Genomic DNA, 15,498 nt, shown 5'->3' on the forward strand with positions numbered 1-15,498 from the left:
TGCCGGCGGCTCACATCGACCGGATGCGCAGATAGCGGCGGACGTCGGGGATCGACTTGATGCCGACGCCCACGGCGACCAGTGCCACGGCGGCCGCCAGGCCCGCGGTGATGATGCCCAGGGTCTTCATGCTCGGTTCTCCTCTCGGTGCCGCGCCGTCTCCTCGACGGTCAGCGGTGTCAGCTCGTCGGGTGCGAAGTAGAAGTAGCGGCCGTACCAGTCGTGCAGGTCGGCGGCCGGGTCGTCGACGAGGACCAGGGCGACGTGCGTGCCGCCGTCCACGTCGGAGAGCACCGCGGTCACCCGGGCCACCTGGCCGGCGAAGAACAGGTCCTGCGCGTCGGCCCGCCGGGACGGATGGACGCGGACCAGGCTGTCCTTGGCCACCCGGACCCCGTCGATCACCACCGCGTCGCTCCCCGGCCGTACCGAGGCGTCGGCCGCCGGATCCCACCAGGGGGCGCCGGACGTGTCGAAGGCGGAAGGCTCCACGTCCCGCCCGCCGACGGCGGGCCCGGGGTGCGCGGCGGGCCGCGGCAGGTGCGGGTCGCGCAGCAGACCGTGCAGCTCCTGGAGTCCGGCGGGCGACATGCCGTCGCACCGGTCGATGATCTCCCGGGCCCGCGGGTCGGTGGCCCGCGCCTCGGCCTTCTCCGCCTCCGTCATGGTCATCACCCGGAGGGTCAGGATCTCGTCGATCTCCGTCGAGTCGAACAGGGCGCCGGGGCTCTGCTCGGCGACCTCCGGGTAGTCGTACAGGATGATCGGCGCGCCGAGCAGGACGTCCGTCGTTCCCTTCGGCCCGGCGAGCACCGGCCAGCATCTGTTCTGCCGGCAGCGTCCCGCCACGGCCGCCGCCCCGGCGGGCGGTTCGAGCAGCGAGACGAACTCCGCGTCGTGCGCCCGCAGCAGCAGATGCGCGCCGATCAGCGAGGCCCGGATCGCGGCGTCCTTGGTGGCCGCGGCCGCCGGGTGCTCGTTGCGCACCGCCACCGAGAGGCGGGTGTACCCGTCGTCCACGACGCTGTCCGTACGGATACCCACCGTCAGCGGCAGCCGCCGCCGCACGATCCGGCCCACCACCGCGCCCGCCGCGTCGGTAAGCGGCTCGCTGTCCTCACCGCCGGGGATCTCGTGGACGGTGTCCACCGCCTCGCCCAGCGGCAGCGCGGCCAGCACGACCTCCCGCTCGACCGCCTCGTCCCAGGACAGCACCTCGGCCCCGTCGACGGTCAGCCGGTCGACGGGTCGCTCCGTCCCGTCCGCGTCCGGGGCCCACACCTCGCGGACCTGGAGCTGGAGGAAGCGCAGGTGCACGGTGACCGCGGCCGGACCGTCGTGCGGTGCCAGCAGGACCTGCGTCTCCATCCCCGGCTGCTCACCGAAGCTCGCCGCCTCCGCGTTCGGCGGGCCGAGGACCCCGAACTGCCAGCGCGAGCGGTTCTTGTTCGAGCTCGCCCGGTACGGGTAGAGCAGATATCCCTCGTACAGGACGGCGTCCGCGATCGAACGGACCTGGTCGAGACTCATCGCGGGACCACCTCGTCGAGACGTGCCGGTTCCGCGCCCACCGGACCCACCTCTTCCTCTTCGTGCCCGGCCAGCAGGGCCTGGACCGTCTCGTCCCAGCTGATCAGCCCGCGCCTGGCCCGGAAGTCCGCGAAGCGCGCCAGCACCTCGTGATCCAGCCTGATCCACCCGGTGTTGGGGAAGTGCGCCGCCACCATGCGGCGCCACACCTCGACCGGCATGGCGTACCGGGCCTCGCAGTCCCACGGCACCTGCTCGACCCCGAAGCCCTTGCTGCCCCGCGTGAAGACCGTGCCGGAGAACATCAGGGCGAGCGGGACCGAACCCTCACCGAGGGCGTGCAGATAGCGGGAACCGATCACGTCGAAGTCGTAGGTGCAGGGCAGCGCGAGATCGACCTCCGTCGCCCCGCTGAACCCCTGCACCGTGGTGTCGCAGCTCATCCACTGGAACGGCTTCAGGGTGTCCGTCCAGCGCTCCCGGCCGCCGAACAGGGCGTGCAGACCGCTCTGTTCGGCGTCGTCGTAGTGGCGCCGCTGCGGCTCGATCCGGACCTGGCAGTGCAGCGCGACGGCGTGGATGCGCCGGCCCGTGCGCTCCTCGATCCGGAGCCTCGCCGTCAGCTGCGGCGAAGCCGCGTACGGCTCGGCGAAGATGTCGAGTACGGAGAACGCGAAGTCGTTCACGGTGCCACCACCCCCTCTGCGGGACGGCTGCGGTCCGCCACCCGGGCGAAGAAGGCGTCCATCGCGGTGCGCGCCTCCGAACCGCCGTCGAAGCCGCGCCACAGCGTGCGCAACTGCCCCACCAGCTCGTAACAGGCGTCGATCGGCACCAGATGGCACGAGCCGCCGCCGCCCGCCGTACGTCTGATCAGCAGCGCCTCCACGTCGGGCCGCAGACCGGCCAGCACCGGACTCGCCGCGACGACGGCCTCCCAGGCGTCCAGCGGCAGTTCCGACTCGGTGGCCCCGGCCGGGCCCGGATAGAACGCGACCATCCGGTCCTGCACGGAGTTGCGGAACAGGAAGGCGAGCCCGACCGGGATCTGCAACTCGTCCCAGGCCCGCCCGTCCACGGTCAGCCCGGCGAAGTGCAGATAGCGCTCGGGCACCGCCCGGTAGCGCAACCGCGCCCCCTCGTCGGTGAACAGCAGGTAGCAGGCCCGGCAGCCGCACATCAGGGCGCGGCTGTCGAGGTTCACCACATGGGGATGCTCCTCCCCGATCGGCTCCGCGCACATCTCGCAGCGCTCCCCGGCGGCCGGCTGGGGCCGGTCGCGGCGCAGCCGCAGCAGCGTGGACGCCGGGGACGCGGAACGGCCGGCCGCGATCACGGCGCCACCGTCACGGGCACCGAGACGGAGACCTCGCCGCCCTCCGCGAGCAGCGGCAACGGGGCCAGATGGGCGCCGTCCTCGTCGAGGCAGACACCCGCCCGCCGTACGTCGTAGTGGGCCCGGCAGCCGGCGCAGCGCAGGATCGCGTCGCCCGAGTCACCGCCCAGCCGCCGCGCCAGCGCCGCCCCCTCGAACGGCCGCTCGCAGCGCGCGCACCGGTCCTCGAAGGCGAAGAGGTCACTGCCCACCCGGCAGGCCACCACCGGCATCCGGCCGACCTCGACCCGCGCCACGGCGCCGGACTCCAGCGCGGACAGCTCCGGGACGACCTCCCAGGACGCACCGTCCCCGGTGGCCACTGCCGCATCGGTGTGCAGCCGGGCGAACAGCGAGTCCACCGGCACCAGTGGCCCCGCAGCCTCGGACTCCTCCGTGGCGGTCTCCACCTCGATCGAGGTGATCTCCGGAGCCGCCGCCTCCACCGCGCCCTGCACGGCCAGCTTCAGCGTGACGGAGGAAGACGGGCAGCCGTCGCAACTGCCCAGCAGCCGCAGCCGGACGGCGCCTTCCTCGGTGACGGAGAGCAGTTCGACATCGCCGCCGTGCGAACCCAGATACGGCCGCACGCTCTCCAGCGCCTGCTCGACCCGGGTCTCCACGCCGTACGGGTGCAGCCCGTGCACCAGCAGGACACTGGCCACCAGATCGTCACCGGCCAGCGCGGCCAGCACATCGTCGTCCAGCCGCCCCTGCTCGTGCACCAGGTCGAGCAGCCGCTCAAGCCCCGCGCCGTAGAAGTCGGCGACCAGCCGGACCAGTTCCTCGCTGCGCTCGCGGGCGATCGCGCCGCCCGAGCCGCTGGCGGCGATGAGGGTGTCGATGCGGTCGCCGGTGGCCCGCCAGTCGGGCTCCGGCGGGAGGTCCTCCCGCGCCATCACTCGCTGCCCGCGGACTGGGTGGGGGAGTGCAGGAGTTCCAGCTTCTTGCCCTCGCCGAGATACATGTGGACGCCGCACGGCAGACAGGGGTCGAAGCTGCGCACCGTGCGCATGATGTCGATGCCCTTGAAGTTCTCCCGGTCGTTCTCCTCGAAGATCGGCTGGCCCTGCACGGCGTCCTCGTACGGGCCCGGCGTGCCGTACGTGTCGCGAGGGCTCGCGTTCCACGGGGTCGGCGGGTACGGGTGGTAGTTGGCGATCTTGCCGTCCCGGATCACCATGTGGTGGGAGAGCACGCCGCGCACCGCCTCGGTGAACCCGCAGCCCACACCCTCCTCGGGGACCTCGAACTTCTCCCAGGTCTTGGTGTTCCCCGACCTGATCTCCGCGAGTGCCTTCTCCGCGAAGTGCAGTGCGCAGGCGGCGGCGTACGCCTGGAAGTAGCTGCGTGCCCGGTTGCGCTCGATGGTGTTGCTCCACTTCGGGACGTGCCACTCCAGCTCCACCGGGCCCTTGAGCGCGGTCTTGGGGAGGTTGATCTTGACGCTGTGGCCGGTGGCCTGGATGTAGCCGATGTCGACCAGCCCGGCCAGCGCGGTCGTCCAGAGCCGCGCGAGCGGCCCGCCGCCTGTGTCGAGCGCCAGGTAGTCCTTACCGTCGAACCAGCGCGGCGACATCACCCAGCTGTACTTGTCGTCCAGATCCCGCTTCTGGGGCTGCGGGTTGGTGTGCTGGTTCCACGGGTGGCGCCGGTCGACCGGATTGCCGAGCGGGTCGTGGGAGACGAACGTCTCCTGCTCGTCCCAGTCGTTGTAGTACGAGGAACCGAGCAGGATCCGGATGCCGAGGTTGATCTTCACCAGGTCGGTGGTCACCAGCTTGCCGTCCACGACGACACCGGGGGTGACGTACATCTTCCGGCCCCAGTCGGTCATGTCCTTGTACTCGAAGTTGCAGTGCTCCGGGTCCTGGAACGAGCCCCAGCAGCCCAGCAGGATGCGCCGGTTGCCGACCTGCTCGTACCCCGGCAGGGCCTCGTAGAAGAAGTCGAAGAGGTCGTCGTGCATCGGCACGACCTTCTTCATGAACTCGACGTAGCGCTGGAGCCGGGTGATGTAGTCCGTCATCAGCTGGATGGTCGCCACCGTGCCGACGCCGCCCGGATACAGCGTGGAGGGGTGGACGTGCCGCCCCTCCATCAGGCAGAACATCTCCCTGGTCATCCGGCTGACCTGGAGCGCCTCGCGGTAGAACTCGCCGGTGAACGGGTTCAGCGACCGCATGATGTCGCCGATGGTCCGGTACCCGTGGGCCTCGGCGTGCGGCGACTCGGTGCGGTTGGCCTGCTCCAGCACCCCGGGGTTGGTCTCCGCGACCATCTTCTCGCAGTAGTCGACCCCGACCAGGTTCTCCTGGAAGATGTTGTGGTCGAACATGTACTCCGCGGCCTCGCCGAGATTCACGATCCATTCACCGAGGTGCGGCGGCTTCACCCCGTACGCCATGTTCTGCGCGTAACACGAACACGTGGCGTGGTTGTCACCGCAGATTCCGCAGATGCGACTCGTGATGAAGTGCGCGTCCCGCGGGTCCTTTCCCTTCATGAAGACCGAATAGCCGCGGAAGATGGAGCTGGTGCTGTGGCACTCGGCGACCACCTTCTGCTTGAAGTCGATCTTCGTGTAGATGCCCAGGCTGCCGACGATCCGGGTGATGGGATCCCACGCCATTTCGACCAGGTCGTTCTTTCCCTGGCCTCCCCGGGCACCCTTGGCTTGCGTCGCGGTCATGTGCGCCGCCTCATCTTTCTGTTTGTCGCGGTGATTTACGCGGTCACTTACCAGGTGCGTGTGGCGCCGGTCGTGAGTTCCCTGCCGGGCTTACGCCACTTCGGTTCGCGGTCCAGAGTGTGGGTGGTGATGTGGCGCAGCCGCCGCATCGTGGAGCCGTACAGCCCGACCGCGTTGGTCGAGAGCTTTCCGCCCGGGGGCTCGTCCATGAACGGCATGAACTTGTCCGGAAACCCCGGCATGGTGCAGCCGATGCAGATGCCTCCGACGTTGGGGCAGCCGCCGATGCCGTTCATCCAGCCGCGCTTGGGCACGTTGCACTTGACCGTGGGGCCCCAGCAGCCCAGCTTGACGATGCACTTGGGCGAGCCGTACTCCGTCGCGAAGTCGGCCTGCTCGTAGTACCCGGCCCGGTCACAGCCCTCGTGCACCGTCGAACCGAACAGCCACGTCGGCCGCAGCGCGTCGTCCAACGGGATCATCGGCGCCTGGTCCGTCGCCATGTAGAGCAGGTAGGTGAGCGTCTCCGACAGGTTGTCCGGCTGGATCGGGCACCCGGGGACGCACACGATCGGGATGCCGGCCTTGGACTTCCAGTCCCAGCCCAGGTAGTCGGGCACCCCCATCGCGCCGGTCGGGTTGCCCGCCATGGCGTGGATGCCGCCGTACGTCGCACAGGTGCCGACCGCGACGACCGCGGTCGCCTTCGGGGCCAGCCGGTCGAGCCACTCGCTGGTGGTCATCGGCTGACCGGTGGCGGGGTCGTTGCCGAATCCGCACCAATATCCCTCGTCGTGCAACTGCTCGTTCGGAATGGACCCCTCGACAACCAGGACGAACGGTTCGAGTTCCCCTCGGTCGGCCTTGAAGAACCATTCGAGGAAGTCATCGGCGCCGCCGTTGGGACCGCACTCGAAATCGATGAGCGGCCAGTGGACGGCGATCTTCGGAAGTCCGGGCAGGGCACCGAGAGCGATCTCCTCGATGCTCGGCTGAGTGGCCGCTGTCAGTGAAACGGAATCGCCGTCACAACTCAGCCCGGCATTGATCCACAGAACGTGGATCAGGGTGTCCTCCGCTTTTACCGCTTCCTCTGTCGGCATGGAAGTGCCGCCTTTCAGGATGATGGCCCATCGGGCCATCGGCCCCCACGGATGGGTACGCGCACATTGCTACCATCACGCCCCGATTCGGGTGGACCGGCAACACGGGGAATTCCCGGGCCGCCCCATTCGCGGGGCCGAATGACCGCAGGGCCGTGGACCGGTCGGGTGATCCGCCCATGGACCGGTCCGGTCGGACCCGGGCGGGGCCCGCCGCCGCCCTACGGTCGGAGCCACCCCAGGAAGGACGAGGCACCGGTGCACGAGCTGGCCATCACACAGAGCGTCGTCGACTCGGTGTGCGAGCGCGCCGAGGGGCGTCCGGTCCGCACGGTCCGCGTCCGGGTCGGTGTCCTCACCGCCGTGGTGCCGGACTCGATGCGCTTCTGCTTCGGCCTGGTCACCGAGGGAACGGCCGCGGCGGGCGCCGAGCTGGAGATCGAGCAGCCGCCCGGAGCCGGCCGCTGCCGTACCTGCGCTGCCGAATTCACCCTGACCGACCTGATTCTGCTGTGTCCCTGCGGCAGCGCGGATGTGGAAATCACATCGGGACAGGAACTGCAGATCGTTTCCATGAGAGTGGGCTGAACCATGTGTGGCACCTGCGGTTGCTCCGAGGAGTCCGGCGGGACCCGGATCACGATGCTGCGCGAGGACGACGAAGCGGATCACGGCCATCCGCACCCGCACCCGCACGGACATCCGCACCCGCACACGGGCGTTCAGCCGGACGTCGCCGTCGAGACCGTCACCATCGAGCAGAGGGTGCTCGCCAAGAACGACCTCCTCGCCGAGCGCAACCGGACGTGGATGACGGAGCGCGGCGTCGTGGCCGTCAACATGATGAGCTCACCCGGCGCGGGCAAGACCACCCTGCTCGAACGCACCATCACCGATCTCGCCGGCCGCCGCCCGGTGGCCGTCGTCGAGGGTGATCAGGAGACCCGGCTCGACGCCGACCGGATCGGCCGCACCGGCTGCGCCGTGGTGCAGGTGAACACCGGGGCGGGCTGCCACCTGGACGCGGAGATGATGCGGGACGCGCTGACCGCGCTGTCCCCGGCCCAGGGCTCGCTGCTCATGGTGGAGAACGTCGGGAACCTGGTCTGCCCCGCCCTGTTCGACCTGGGCGAGCGCGCCAAGGCCGTGATCATCTCGGTCACAGAGGGCACGGACAAGCCGCTGAAGTACCCGTACATGTTCGCCGCCGCCGACCTGATCCTGATCAACAAGGCCGATCTGCTGCCCTACGTCGACTTCGACGTCGAGCAGTGCACGCGGCACGCGCGCTCGGTCAACCCGGACGTGCGTGTGCTGACGGTCTCCGCGACCACCGGCGAGGGCCTGACCCACTGGTACGACTGGCTCGCGGCGCAGCGGTAGCGCGCGCACGTGCGGGAACGAGGGGCCGCGAGCCGTCGCGGGCCCCTCCGTCTCCGTCTCAGCGCTTCGCGGACCGCACGATCGTGAACGCCGCACCCTCGGGATCGGCGACCAGCGCCACCCTGCCGGAAGAGCCCTCCCTGGGTGCCTGGAGGATGTGCCCGCCGAGCTCCACCACGTGCTGCGCGGCCTCGTCGGTGTCCGCGACCTCGAAGTACGTCATCCAGTGCGGGCCGCGGTCCCTCGGCAGGCCGTGGCCGACGCCGTGCAGCGACGCCACCGGGCGGCCGTTCAGGTGCAGGGTCTGGTAGTCGAAGTCGGCGGAGACCACGGCCTCCGTCTCGTAGCCGAAGACCGCCTGGTAGAACTTGGCGACCGTCGCCGTCTCCCGGGTCACCAGCTCGTTCCAGACCGGCATCCCGGGCGCTCCGGCCAGCGAGGTGCCGATGTGCCGGGCGGCCTGCCAGATCCCGAAGACGGCCCCGCCCGGATCGGAGGCGATGGCCATCCGGCCGGCTTCGCCCGCGTCCAGCGGCCCGACACCGACCGTGCCGCCGCAGGCACGGATCGCCTCCGCCGTGAGATCGGCGTCGTCGGTGGCCAGGTACGTCGTCCAGGCGATCGGCAGGTGCCGGTCGGGGGAGAGCTGCCCGATGCCGGCCACCTCCTCGCCGTCGATCAGCGCCCGGACGTAAGGGCCCAGCTGCTCCGGGCCCGGTCCGAACTCCCAGCCGAACAGTTCGGCGTAGAAGTTCTGGGTCGTGTCCAGGCCGTGCACGATCAGGCTCACCCAGCAAGGTGTTCCGGGTGTACGCCGAGCGGCAGCCTCGGTCATCGTCACTATCTCCTCGGACCATCGTGGTGGCCGTACGGGGGAACGGGGCCTGCGCGCCGTCGTGCGGTACGGGATGTGTACGCCCCGTGCAGATGCTTGCACCACCCGGCGCTCGATGCGGCCCGGCCGCGCCGCACTTTCCGTGATCTCGACGGACGAGGTTCCGCTTTGTGTCGGTACGACCATTTCGTCGTTGTTACGAGCGGGCAGGCCACTGCGCGAGGATGGCTCCCATGAAGCCCATCATCTCCGCATCCGAATGTGCGAGCGAGTCGGCGGGGCCTCGGCCGCCGGTGCTCCTGGACGTACGTTGGCAACTGGGCGGTCCGCCCGGCCGGCCCGACTACGAGGCCGGGCACATCCCCGGGGCGGTCTACGTCGACCTGGACACCGAACTCGCCGGCCCGGCGGGCGGCGGTGGCCGCCACCCGCTCCCGGACCCGGCGGAGTTCGGCGCCGTGATGCGCCGCGCCGGGGTCGGCCGGGACAGCTCGGTGATCGTGTACGACGGCGGCCAGGGCTGGGCGGCGGCCCGCGCCTGGTGGCTGCTGCGCTGGACGGGGCACCGGGACGTCCGGGTGCTGGACGGCGGTCTCGCGGCCTGGACGGGGGAGCTGTCCAAGGAGACCCCGGTCCCCGCGGAGGGCGACTTCGTTCCCGAGCCGGGGGCGCTGCCGCTGCTGGACGCGGACGGCGCGGCGGCTCTGGCGCGCTCGGGCCTGCTGCTCGACGCACGGGCCGCCGAGCGCTACCGGGGCGATGTCGAGCCGATCGACCGGGTGGGCGGGCACATCCCCGGCGCGGTCTCGGCCCCCACGGTGGAGAACGTCGGGGCGGACGGGCGCTTCCTGCCCGCGGCGGCGCTGGCCGCACGCTTCACCGGACTGGGCGCCGACGGGGACGCCGTGGATGTCGGCGTCTACTGCGGTTCGGGCGTCTCGGGCGCGCACGAGGTGCTGGCCCTGGAGGTCGCGGGGTTCACCGGCGCTCTCTACGCGGGCTCCTGGTCGCAGTGGTCGGCCGACGAGACCCGGCCGGTCGCCACGGGCCCCGAGCCCCGGTAACGGGACGGCGGGCCGTAACCGGCAGGCGGGGTTGCGTCCACACAGCGTGAAGGGGCCCGTACGCAAGCGCGTACGGGCCCCCGTCATGCCGCGGTCACCCCGGTCAGTCCTGCTTCTTGCGGCGCGTGCCGAAGACGATCTCGTCCCAGCTCGGCACCGCGGCCCGGCGGCCCGGCCGGACGCCGTCCGCCTCGGCCTGCCGGTCGGTCGTGCCGGTCAGCCGGTCGCGGTGACCGGCCACCGCGCGGGGCATCAGCACATCCGCGTAGGCGGAACCGGCGCCCGCGGAGGCGGCCGGCGGCTCCTCTGCCTCCGGCTCCTGCGCGGCCGGTTCGATCGCCGGCGGCTCGGGCGGTGCGGGGCGCTCCGGTACGACCATGTCGCCCCGGAAGCTGGGCACGGCCTCCAGGAGGCTGGTCAGCGAATCGCGTTCGCTCGCGGTGACCCCGCCGACGCGCTCCTCGGGCTCCGGCGGCGGAGGCGGCGCGGGACGCTCGATCTGGCGGTCCAGGGCACGGTCCAGCGGCCGGTCGCGCGGCAGCCGGGCGATCCGCGGGACGAACGGGAAGCTCGGTTCGGGCGCGGCGACGTCGTCCGTCTCACCGATCAGCGAGCGCGCCTCGTCGTCCACCGCCTGAACGAGCCGGCGCGGGGCGTCGTACGTCCAGCTCGCGGAGTGCGGCTCACCGGCGACCCGGTACACCAGGAGGACCTCCCAGGTGCCGTCGTCGCGGCGCCAGGAGTCCCACTGGACGGTCTCCTTGTCCGCGCCGCGCAGCAGGAGTCGCTCCTGCACCGCCTCGCCGAGCTGGGGTCCGGTGTTCTCGCCGGGGCGGCGCACCGGCGTCTTCCGGGCGCGCTCGGCCATGAAGGCGCGCTCCGCGAGCACGGGGCCCTCGAAGCGGCGGACGCGGTCGACCGGGATGCCGGCGAACTGGGCGACTTCCTCCGCCGACGCGCCGGCCCTTATCCGGGCCTGGATGTCGCGGGGCCGGAGGTGGCTCTCCACCTCGATCTCGATCTGGCCGAGCCGTGCGCGGTCGTTGCGCACGGCGGCTCGCAGCCGCTCGTCGATCGGGAGGGTGTACTCCGTGCTGTCTGCAGCCTTGAGCACCAGTCGTGTGCCGTCGTTGGAGACGGCCACGACACGCAGTTCGGGCATGGGGACCTCCCGGGTGGTGCCTGCCGACGTCACGTGCGTCGCTGCTTCCGCTAGTCGAGTGTGACCTGCCCGGGTGCAGCCTGCCACAACATTGCCGTGTTGCCCGGCGTGTCGGGCGTGAGCCCTTGATCGCCGGTATGGCACGGTGACCTCTTGCGCAACACAAAGTAACAGTAGGTCACTCTGTGCAGCCGGCCCCCGTGCGATGCCGCGGCGCCGCCGGATCGAGTGCCTCCTTCGGCCCCCTCCCGAAGGTTCCGGACTTCCACGCGGGAGTCCGGCCCCAGGGCTCGCCACAGTACTCCATTCGGGCCATGTGGGTGGACCGCCGCGCCGCTGAAGTTCTCGCGAGGTACGGGAGTTGAGCTGCCCCGCTGGAGGCGGGATGACCCTCTCGCGTGTCCTGCTTCACAGAATCACCGTAAACGGAACTATCGGCTTCGCTCAAATGTCCCTTCTGTTGCATGGTGGGAGCGATGTCAATCAAGGGCTGGAAATGGTGCAGAAGCCGGAAAGTGACATAGAACCCAGAGAAAGGCGGATCGATCTCAGCCTGCCCCAGGTCGCGGGCAGTGCGGTCGCGGCGGTCGCGGCGGCGGTGGCGGCCTCACAACTGGGCGTGTACGGAACGATTCTCGGCGCCGGGGTGATGAGCGTCGTGGCCACCTGCGGGGGGTCGGTCTTCCAGCACTTCTTCCGTCGTACGGGTGAGCAGATCCGCGAGGTCACCGTCCAGGTGAAGCATCCGGACCGCGAGGTGACCGTGCACACGCGCCAGACGCGCGACGCCGGTGACCCGGACGGGACGTGGGGGACCCCCGAGACGCGTGTCGCCCTGCGGGAGGCGGCCGGATCCGCCGACGCCGCAGCGGTGCCGCCCGCGATGGACGCCACGACGCTCCTGCGCCGGCCGGACGCGGCGGCCGCGCCCCAGGACGCGGACGCCACCACCGTGCTGCGCGCCGTGGACGCGACCACCGTCCTGCGCAAGGTGCCGCAGGACCCCGACCGCACCCAGCTGATCCGAGCGGTCGACGGAACCCGGCCGCTCGCGACGGCGACCGGGGCCGGGGACGAGGAGTTCACGCAGGCGACCACGCACGGCACCCGGATCCGCGGCTGGAAGCGCTCGGCGCTCGGGGCCGCCGTGGTGTTCGTCGTCTCGATGGCGGGGATCACCACGTTCGAGCTGGTCTCGGGCAACGACCTGAGCGGCGGTCAGGGCACCACCGTGGGCTCCGTCGTACGCGGCGAGCGCGGACCGGCGCCCTCGGACCCGGCGCCGTCGCACAGCACGGACCCCGGCCAGGACGACCGGCCCACCCCGGAGGACCGGGGCGGCAGCTCCACTCCCGGCACCGGCCAGGAGCCGGGCGGACAGAGCCGGAGCCCGGAGACGGACGGGGGCGAGAGCCCGGCGACGGACCCGGCCCCCACGCCCACCCCTTCGGACTCCGCGGCCGACCCGGCGCCGTCGCCCACGCCCACCCCGTCCCAGACCGGCGACGGCAGCAGCACCGCCCCCGACCCGGCGGCCACGGGCAGCGCCCCGGCGCAGCAGAACCCGCCGGCGGGCACGGACACCGGGCAGTGAGCGGGACGGGCGCGATCCGGGCGGGAGGCCCCAGGCCCTGTCGTTTGGATCAGGTTGGGCTCGCGTGCCCTGGTGCCGCACCTCGCGGCGTTGTCGTCAATCAACAACGCTCCGCGTTGCCTCAATCCTCCGCCTTGCGATGCACGGCACCAGACCCCGCTCCCTGATCCAGCCTGATCCAAACGAAAGGCCCTATTCGCCCAGGACCCGGCGCAGGTAGTCGTTGGCGAACAGGCGGTCCGGGTCCAGCCGGTCCCGGACCGCGGTGAACTCCCCGAAGCGCGGATACACCCCGGCGAGGTAGCCGGCGTCACGGGTGTTGACCTTGCCCCAGTGCGGGCGGCCCTCATGGGCGGTCATGATCCGCTCCACCGCCGTGAAGTACGCCTGGTAGGGCGTGCCCCGGTAGAGGTGGACGGCGATGTACGCGCTCTCCCGGCCCGAGGCCGTGGAGAGCGCTATGTCGTCCGCGGGGGCGGTACGCACCTCCACCGGGAAACTGATCCGCAGCGGCGAACGCTCCACCATCGCCTTGACCTCGCGCAGCGCCTCCACGGCCGCCTCGCGCGGCAGGGCGTACTCCATCTCCACGAACCGCACCCGGCGCGGGCTGGTGAAGACCTTGTACGGGATGTCGGTGTAGGTGCGGGCGGACAGGGCGCGGCTGGAGAGCTTGGCGATCGAGGGGATCGTGCCGGGTACCGCCCGGCCGAGTGAGCAGGCCGCCTGGAAGATCCCGTTGGAGAGGAGCTCGTCCTCGATCCAGCCGCTGACCCTTCCGGGCGGGGCGGCGGGGCCCGCGCTGCGGTTGTTGCGCTTGGTGTTGCAGTTGCCGGTGTGCGGGAACCAGTAGAACTCGAAGTGCTCGTTCTCGGCCACCAGCTGATCGAAGTCGGACGTGACCCGGTCGAAGGCCATCGGCTCCTCGCGGGCGGTCAGCAGGAAGACCGGCTCCACGGCGAAGGTGATCGCCGTGATGACGCCCAGGGCGCCGAGCCCGATCCGGGCGACGGCGAAGATGTCCGGGTTCTCGGTCGCCGAGCAGGTCAGCACCGAGCCGTCCGCCGTGACCAGCTCCAGGGCGCGGATCTGCGCGGATATCGACGCCGAGTCCCGCCCGGTGCCGTGCGTGCCGGTGGAGGTGGCCCCGGCGACCGTCTGGTCCATGATGTCGCCCATGTTGGTGAGCGAGAGGCCCTCGCGGGCCAGCGCGGTGTTGAGGCGCTTCAGCGGGGTGCCGGCCTCGACCGTCACCGTCATCGCCGCACGGTCGATCTCCCGGATGCCGGTGAGCAGCTCGGGGCGTATCAGCAGCCCGTCGGTGGCCGCGGTCGCGGTGAAGGAGTGGCCGGTGCCCACCGGCTTCACCTTCAGACCGTCCTCGGAGGCCCGGCGCAGCTCCTCGGCCAGTTCGTCCACGGAGGCGGGCGACACGGTCCGTACCGGACGGGCGCTGACGTTCCCCGCCCAGTTACGCCACGCGCTCGTCGCCGTCCGTGCGTAGGTGTCGGTCATCTTCCCCGCGCCCTTCCGTAGGAACCGGCCCACTGAGCCGGCGGTACCCCAGGAACGCCACCGCGGCCGCGACCGCCCCCGCCACCGCGGGCACCGCGTACCCCGCCTTCGCCCCGGACGCGTCGACCACCCAGCCGGCGGCCGAGGAGCCGAGCGCCACACCTACGGCGAGCCCGGTGCTGGTCCAGGTCATGCCCTCGGTCAGTCTCGTGCGCGGTACGTGCTGTTCGACGAGAGCCATGGTGGTGACCATCGTCGGTGCGATGGCGAGGCCCGCGACAAAGAGCGCCACGGCCAGGAACGGCAGGTTCCCGGCCAGTTGGAGGGGGATCATACTCACGGCCATCGCGCACACTCCCACCAGCCACCGGCCGGACGGCCTGCCCTTCAGGTGCAGCAGGCCGAACACCGCCCCGGCGAGGCAGGAGCCCAGCGCGTACACGGCCAGCACGAGGCTCGCCGCGGCCTTGTGGCCGCGCTCCTCCGCGAAGGCCACCGTCACCACGTCGATCGACCCGAAGATCGCCCCGGTCGCCACGAACGTGACCACGAGGACCTGGAGGCCGCGGGAGGACAGCGCGGAACCCCTGGTGTGGCGCGCGTGCGGATGCGGCACCGGCTCCGTGGCCCGCTGCGCGGTCAGCCAGAGGACGCCGACCAGCAGGAACCCGGCGGCCAGCAGGGGACCCGCCTCCGGGAACCAGGCGGTGGACAGGCCGATCGAGATGATCGGCCCGAAGATGAAGCACACCTCGTCGACGATCGACTCCCACGAGTACGCGGTGTGCAGCTGCCGGGCCGAGCCCCGGTAGATCTCCGCCCAGCGGGCCCGGACCATCGAGCCGACGCTGGGGACGCACCCGGCGCCGGCCGCGAACACGAACAGGGTCCAGTCCGCCAGCCCCTGCTGCGCGCAGACCAGCAGCCCGGCCACGGACGCCAGCGCGACCAGCGTCACCGGGCGCAGGACCCGGCGCTGCCCGTACCGGTCGACCAGCCTGGATATCTGCGGCCCCACCACGGCCGCGGCCATCGCCAGCGTCGCGGAGAGCGCCCCCGCCAGCCCGTAACGGCCGGTCAGCTGGGACACCATGGTCACCACGCCGATGCCCATCATGGACAACGGCATCCGGCCGAGGAAGCCGGCGGCGGAGAACCCCTTGGAACCGGGGGCGGCGAAGATCGCGCGGTAGGGACTGGGCACGGGGTAACTCCGGTACGCGTGGTGCGGTCACACGCGGTGTC

15 protein-coding genes are annotated in these 15,498 nt (G+C 71.3%); 4 read left to right on the plus strand and 11 right to left on the minus strand.

Translation table 11 applies throughout. The features are described 5' to 3' along the window. Positions 1–10: 10 nt before the first annotated feature. The 7 genes from ACFVQ0_RS27900 to ACFVQ0_RS27930 are packed head-to-tail and all read right to left on the minus strand — an operon-like array spanning position 11 to position 6,700. On the minus strand, positions 11–130 hold the full coding sequence (locus ACFVQ0_RS27900) for a DUF6893 family small protein (protein WP_371630768.1): 120 nt from the start codon (positions 128–130) through the stop codon (positions 11–13). Further along, on the minus strand, positions 127–1,530 hold the full coding sequence (locus ACFVQ0_RS27905) for a hypothetical protein (protein WP_390091951.1): 1,404 nt from the start codon (positions 1,528–1,530) through the stop codon (positions 127–129). The genes ACFVQ0_RS27900 and ACFVQ0_RS27905 overlap by 4 nt, the downstream gene beginning before the upstream one ends. Further along, positions 1,527–2,216 (minus strand): DUF6084 family protein, encoded by a 690-nt coding sequence (locus tag ACFVQ0_RS27910; protein WP_390091952.1) that lies wholly within the window; start codon positions 2,214–2,216, stop codon positions 1,527–1,529. Before ACFVQ0_RS27910 ends, ACFVQ0_RS27905 begins: the two co-directional genes overlap by 4 nt. Beyond that, entirely contained in the window at positions 2,213–2,866 is a 654-nt protein-coding gene (locus ACFVQ0_RS27915) for a DUF5947 family protein (protein ID WP_390091953.1), read from the minus strand. Before ACFVQ0_RS27915 ends, ACFVQ0_RS27910 begins: the two co-directional genes overlap by 4 nt. Then, positions 2,863–3,804: a NifU family protein gene (locus ACFVQ0_RS27920; protein WP_390091954.1), complete on the minus strand. Its 942-nt coding sequence runs from the start codon at positions 3,802–3,804 to the stop codon at positions 2,863–2,865. The genes ACFVQ0_RS27915 and ACFVQ0_RS27920 overlap by 4 nt, the downstream gene beginning before the upstream one ends. Further along, positions 3,804–5,597 (minus strand): nickel-dependent hydrogenase large subunit, encoded by a 1,794-nt coding sequence (locus tag ACFVQ0_RS27925; protein ID WP_390091955.1) that lies wholly within the window; start codon positions 5,595–5,597, stop codon positions 3,804–3,806. Before ACFVQ0_RS27925 ends, ACFVQ0_RS27920 begins: the two co-directional genes overlap by 1 nt. 47 nt (positions 5,598–5,644) lie before the next feature. Further along, positions 5,645–6,700, minus strand: coding sequence for a hydrogenase expression protein HypE (locus ACFVQ0_RS27930; protein ID WP_390091956.1), 1,056 nt, complete (start codon positions 6,698–6,700; stop codon positions 5,645–5,647). 258 nt (positions 6,701–6,958) lie between these two features. On the opposite strand from ACFVQ0_RS27930, the gene ACFVQ0_RS27935 reads away from it, so the two are divergent. Together ACFVQ0_RS27935 and hypB are read left to right on the plus strand one after the other, a co-directional pair. Beyond that, positions 6,959–7,288 carry a hydrogenase maturation nickel metallochaperone HypA gene (locus ACFVQ0_RS27935; RefSeq protein ID WP_390091957.1) on the plus strand — a complete coding sequence of 110 codons (330 nt, stop codon included), beginning with the start codon at positions 6,959–6,961 and terminating at the stop codon, positions 7,286–7,288. Positions 7,289–7,291: 3 nt separating this feature from the next. Beyond that, positions 7,292–8,083, plus strand: coding sequence for a hydrogenase nickel incorporation protein HypB (gene hypB, locus ACFVQ0_RS27940; RefSeq protein ID WP_390091958.1), 792 nt, complete (start codon positions 7,292–7,294; stop codon positions 8,081–8,083). A 58-nt stretch (positions 8,084–8,141) separates the two neighbouring features. Here the strand turns inward: hypB and ACFVQ0_RS27945 are convergent, their stop codons facing one another. Beyond that, entirely contained in the window at positions 8,142–8,918 is a 777-nt protein-coding gene (locus ACFVQ0_RS27945) for a VOC family protein (RefSeq protein WP_390091959.1), read from the minus strand. 233 nt (positions 8,919–9,151) lie between these two features. Here ACFVQ0_RS27945 and ACFVQ0_RS27950 point away from each other — a divergent pair, with 233 nt between their 5' ends. Then, positions 9,152–9,982, plus strand: coding sequence for a sulfurtransferase (locus ACFVQ0_RS27950; RefSeq protein WP_390091960.1), 831 nt, complete (start codon positions 9,152–9,154; stop codon positions 9,980–9,982). Between the two features lie 103 nt (positions 9,983–10,085). Here ACFVQ0_RS27950 and sepH read toward each other — a convergent pair whose 3' ends face one another. Beyond that, positions 10,086–11,144, minus strand: coding sequence for a septation protein SepH (gene sepH, locus ACFVQ0_RS27955; RefSeq protein WP_311302804.1), 1,059 nt, complete (start codon positions 11,142–11,144; stop codon positions 10,086–10,088). A gap of 496 nt (positions 11,145–11,640) precedes the next feature. Here sepH and ACFVQ0_RS27960 point away from each other — a divergent pair, with 496 nt between their 5' ends. Then, positions 11,641–12,738, plus strand: a complete 1,098-nt coding sequence (locus tag ACFVQ0_RS27960) for a hypothetical protein (RefSeq protein WP_390091961.1) — start codon at positions 11,641–11,643, stop codon at positions 12,736–12,738. Positions 12,739–12,930: 192 nt separating this feature from the next. On the opposite strand, the gene ACFVQ0_RS27965 is transcribed toward ACFVQ0_RS27960, so the two are convergent. Together ACFVQ0_RS27965 and ACFVQ0_RS27970 are read right to left on the minus strand one after the other, a co-directional pair. After that, complete coding sequence (locus tag ACFVQ0_RS27965) at positions 12,931–14,253, minus strand: D-arabinono-1,4-lactone oxidase (protein WP_390091962.1); 1,323 nt, start codon at positions 14,251–14,253, stop codon at positions 12,931–12,933. Then, positions 14,210–15,457: an MFS transporter gene (locus ACFVQ0_RS27970; protein ID WP_390091963.1), complete on the minus strand. Its 1,248-nt coding sequence runs from the start codon at positions 15,455–15,457 to the stop codon at positions 14,210–14,212. The genes ACFVQ0_RS27965 and ACFVQ0_RS27970 overlap by 44 nt, the downstream gene beginning before the upstream one ends. Positions 15,458–15,498 lie beyond the last annotated feature (41 nt).

This window comes from Streptomyces sp. NPDC057900 (assembly GCF_042887885.1).
Classification (GTDB): Bacteria; Actinomycetota; Actinomycetes; order Streptomycetales; family Streptomycetaceae; genus Streptomyces.

Bases quoted from the DNA above. Each gene is read 5' to 3' on its own strand.
- ACFVQ0_RS27900 (WP_371630768.1), bottom strand. From the start codon at position 130: ATGAAGACCCTGGGCATCATCACCGCGGGCCTGGCGGCCGCCGTGGCA.
- ACFVQ0_RS27905 (WP_390091951.1), bottom strand. From the start codon at position 1,530: ATGAGTCTCGACCAGGTCCGTTCGATCGCGGACGCCGTCCTGTACGAG.
- ACFVQ0_RS27920 (WP_390091954.1), bottom strand. From the start codon at position 3,804: ATGGCGCGGGAGGACCTCCCGCCGGAGCCCGACTGGCGGGCCACCGGC.
- ACFVQ0_RS27925 (WP_390091955.1), bottom strand. From the start codon at position 5,597: ATGACCGCGACGCAAGCCAAGGGTGCCCGGGGAGGCCAGGGAAAGAAC.
- ACFVQ0_RS27930 (WP_390091956.1), bottom strand. From the start codon at position 6,700: ATGCCGACAGAGGAAGCGGTAAAAGCGGAGGACACCCTGATCCACGTT.
- hypB (WP_390091958.1), top strand. From the start codon at position 7,292: ATGTGTGGCACCTGCGGTTGCTCCGAGGAGTCCGGCGGGACCCGGATC.
- ACFVQ0_RS27945 (WP_390091959.1), bottom strand. From the start codon at position 8,918: ATGACCGAGGCTGCCGCTCGGCGTACACCCGGAACACCTTGCTGGGTG.
- ACFVQ0_RS27950 (WP_390091960.1), top strand. From the start codon at position 9,152: ATGAAGCCCATCATCTCCGCATCCGAATGTGCGAGCGAGTCGGCGGGG.
- sepH (WP_311302804.1), bottom strand. From the start codon at position 11,144: ATGCCCGAACTGCGTGTCGTGGCCGTCTCCAACGACGGCACACGACTG.
- ACFVQ0_RS27960 (WP_390091961.1), top strand. From the start codon at position 11,641: ATGGTGCAGAAGCCGGAAAGTGACATAGAACCCAGAGAAAGGCGGATC.
- ACFVQ0_RS27965 (WP_390091962.1), bottom strand. From the start codon at position 14,253: ATGACCGACACCTACGCACGGACGGCGACGAGCGCGTGGCGTAACTGG.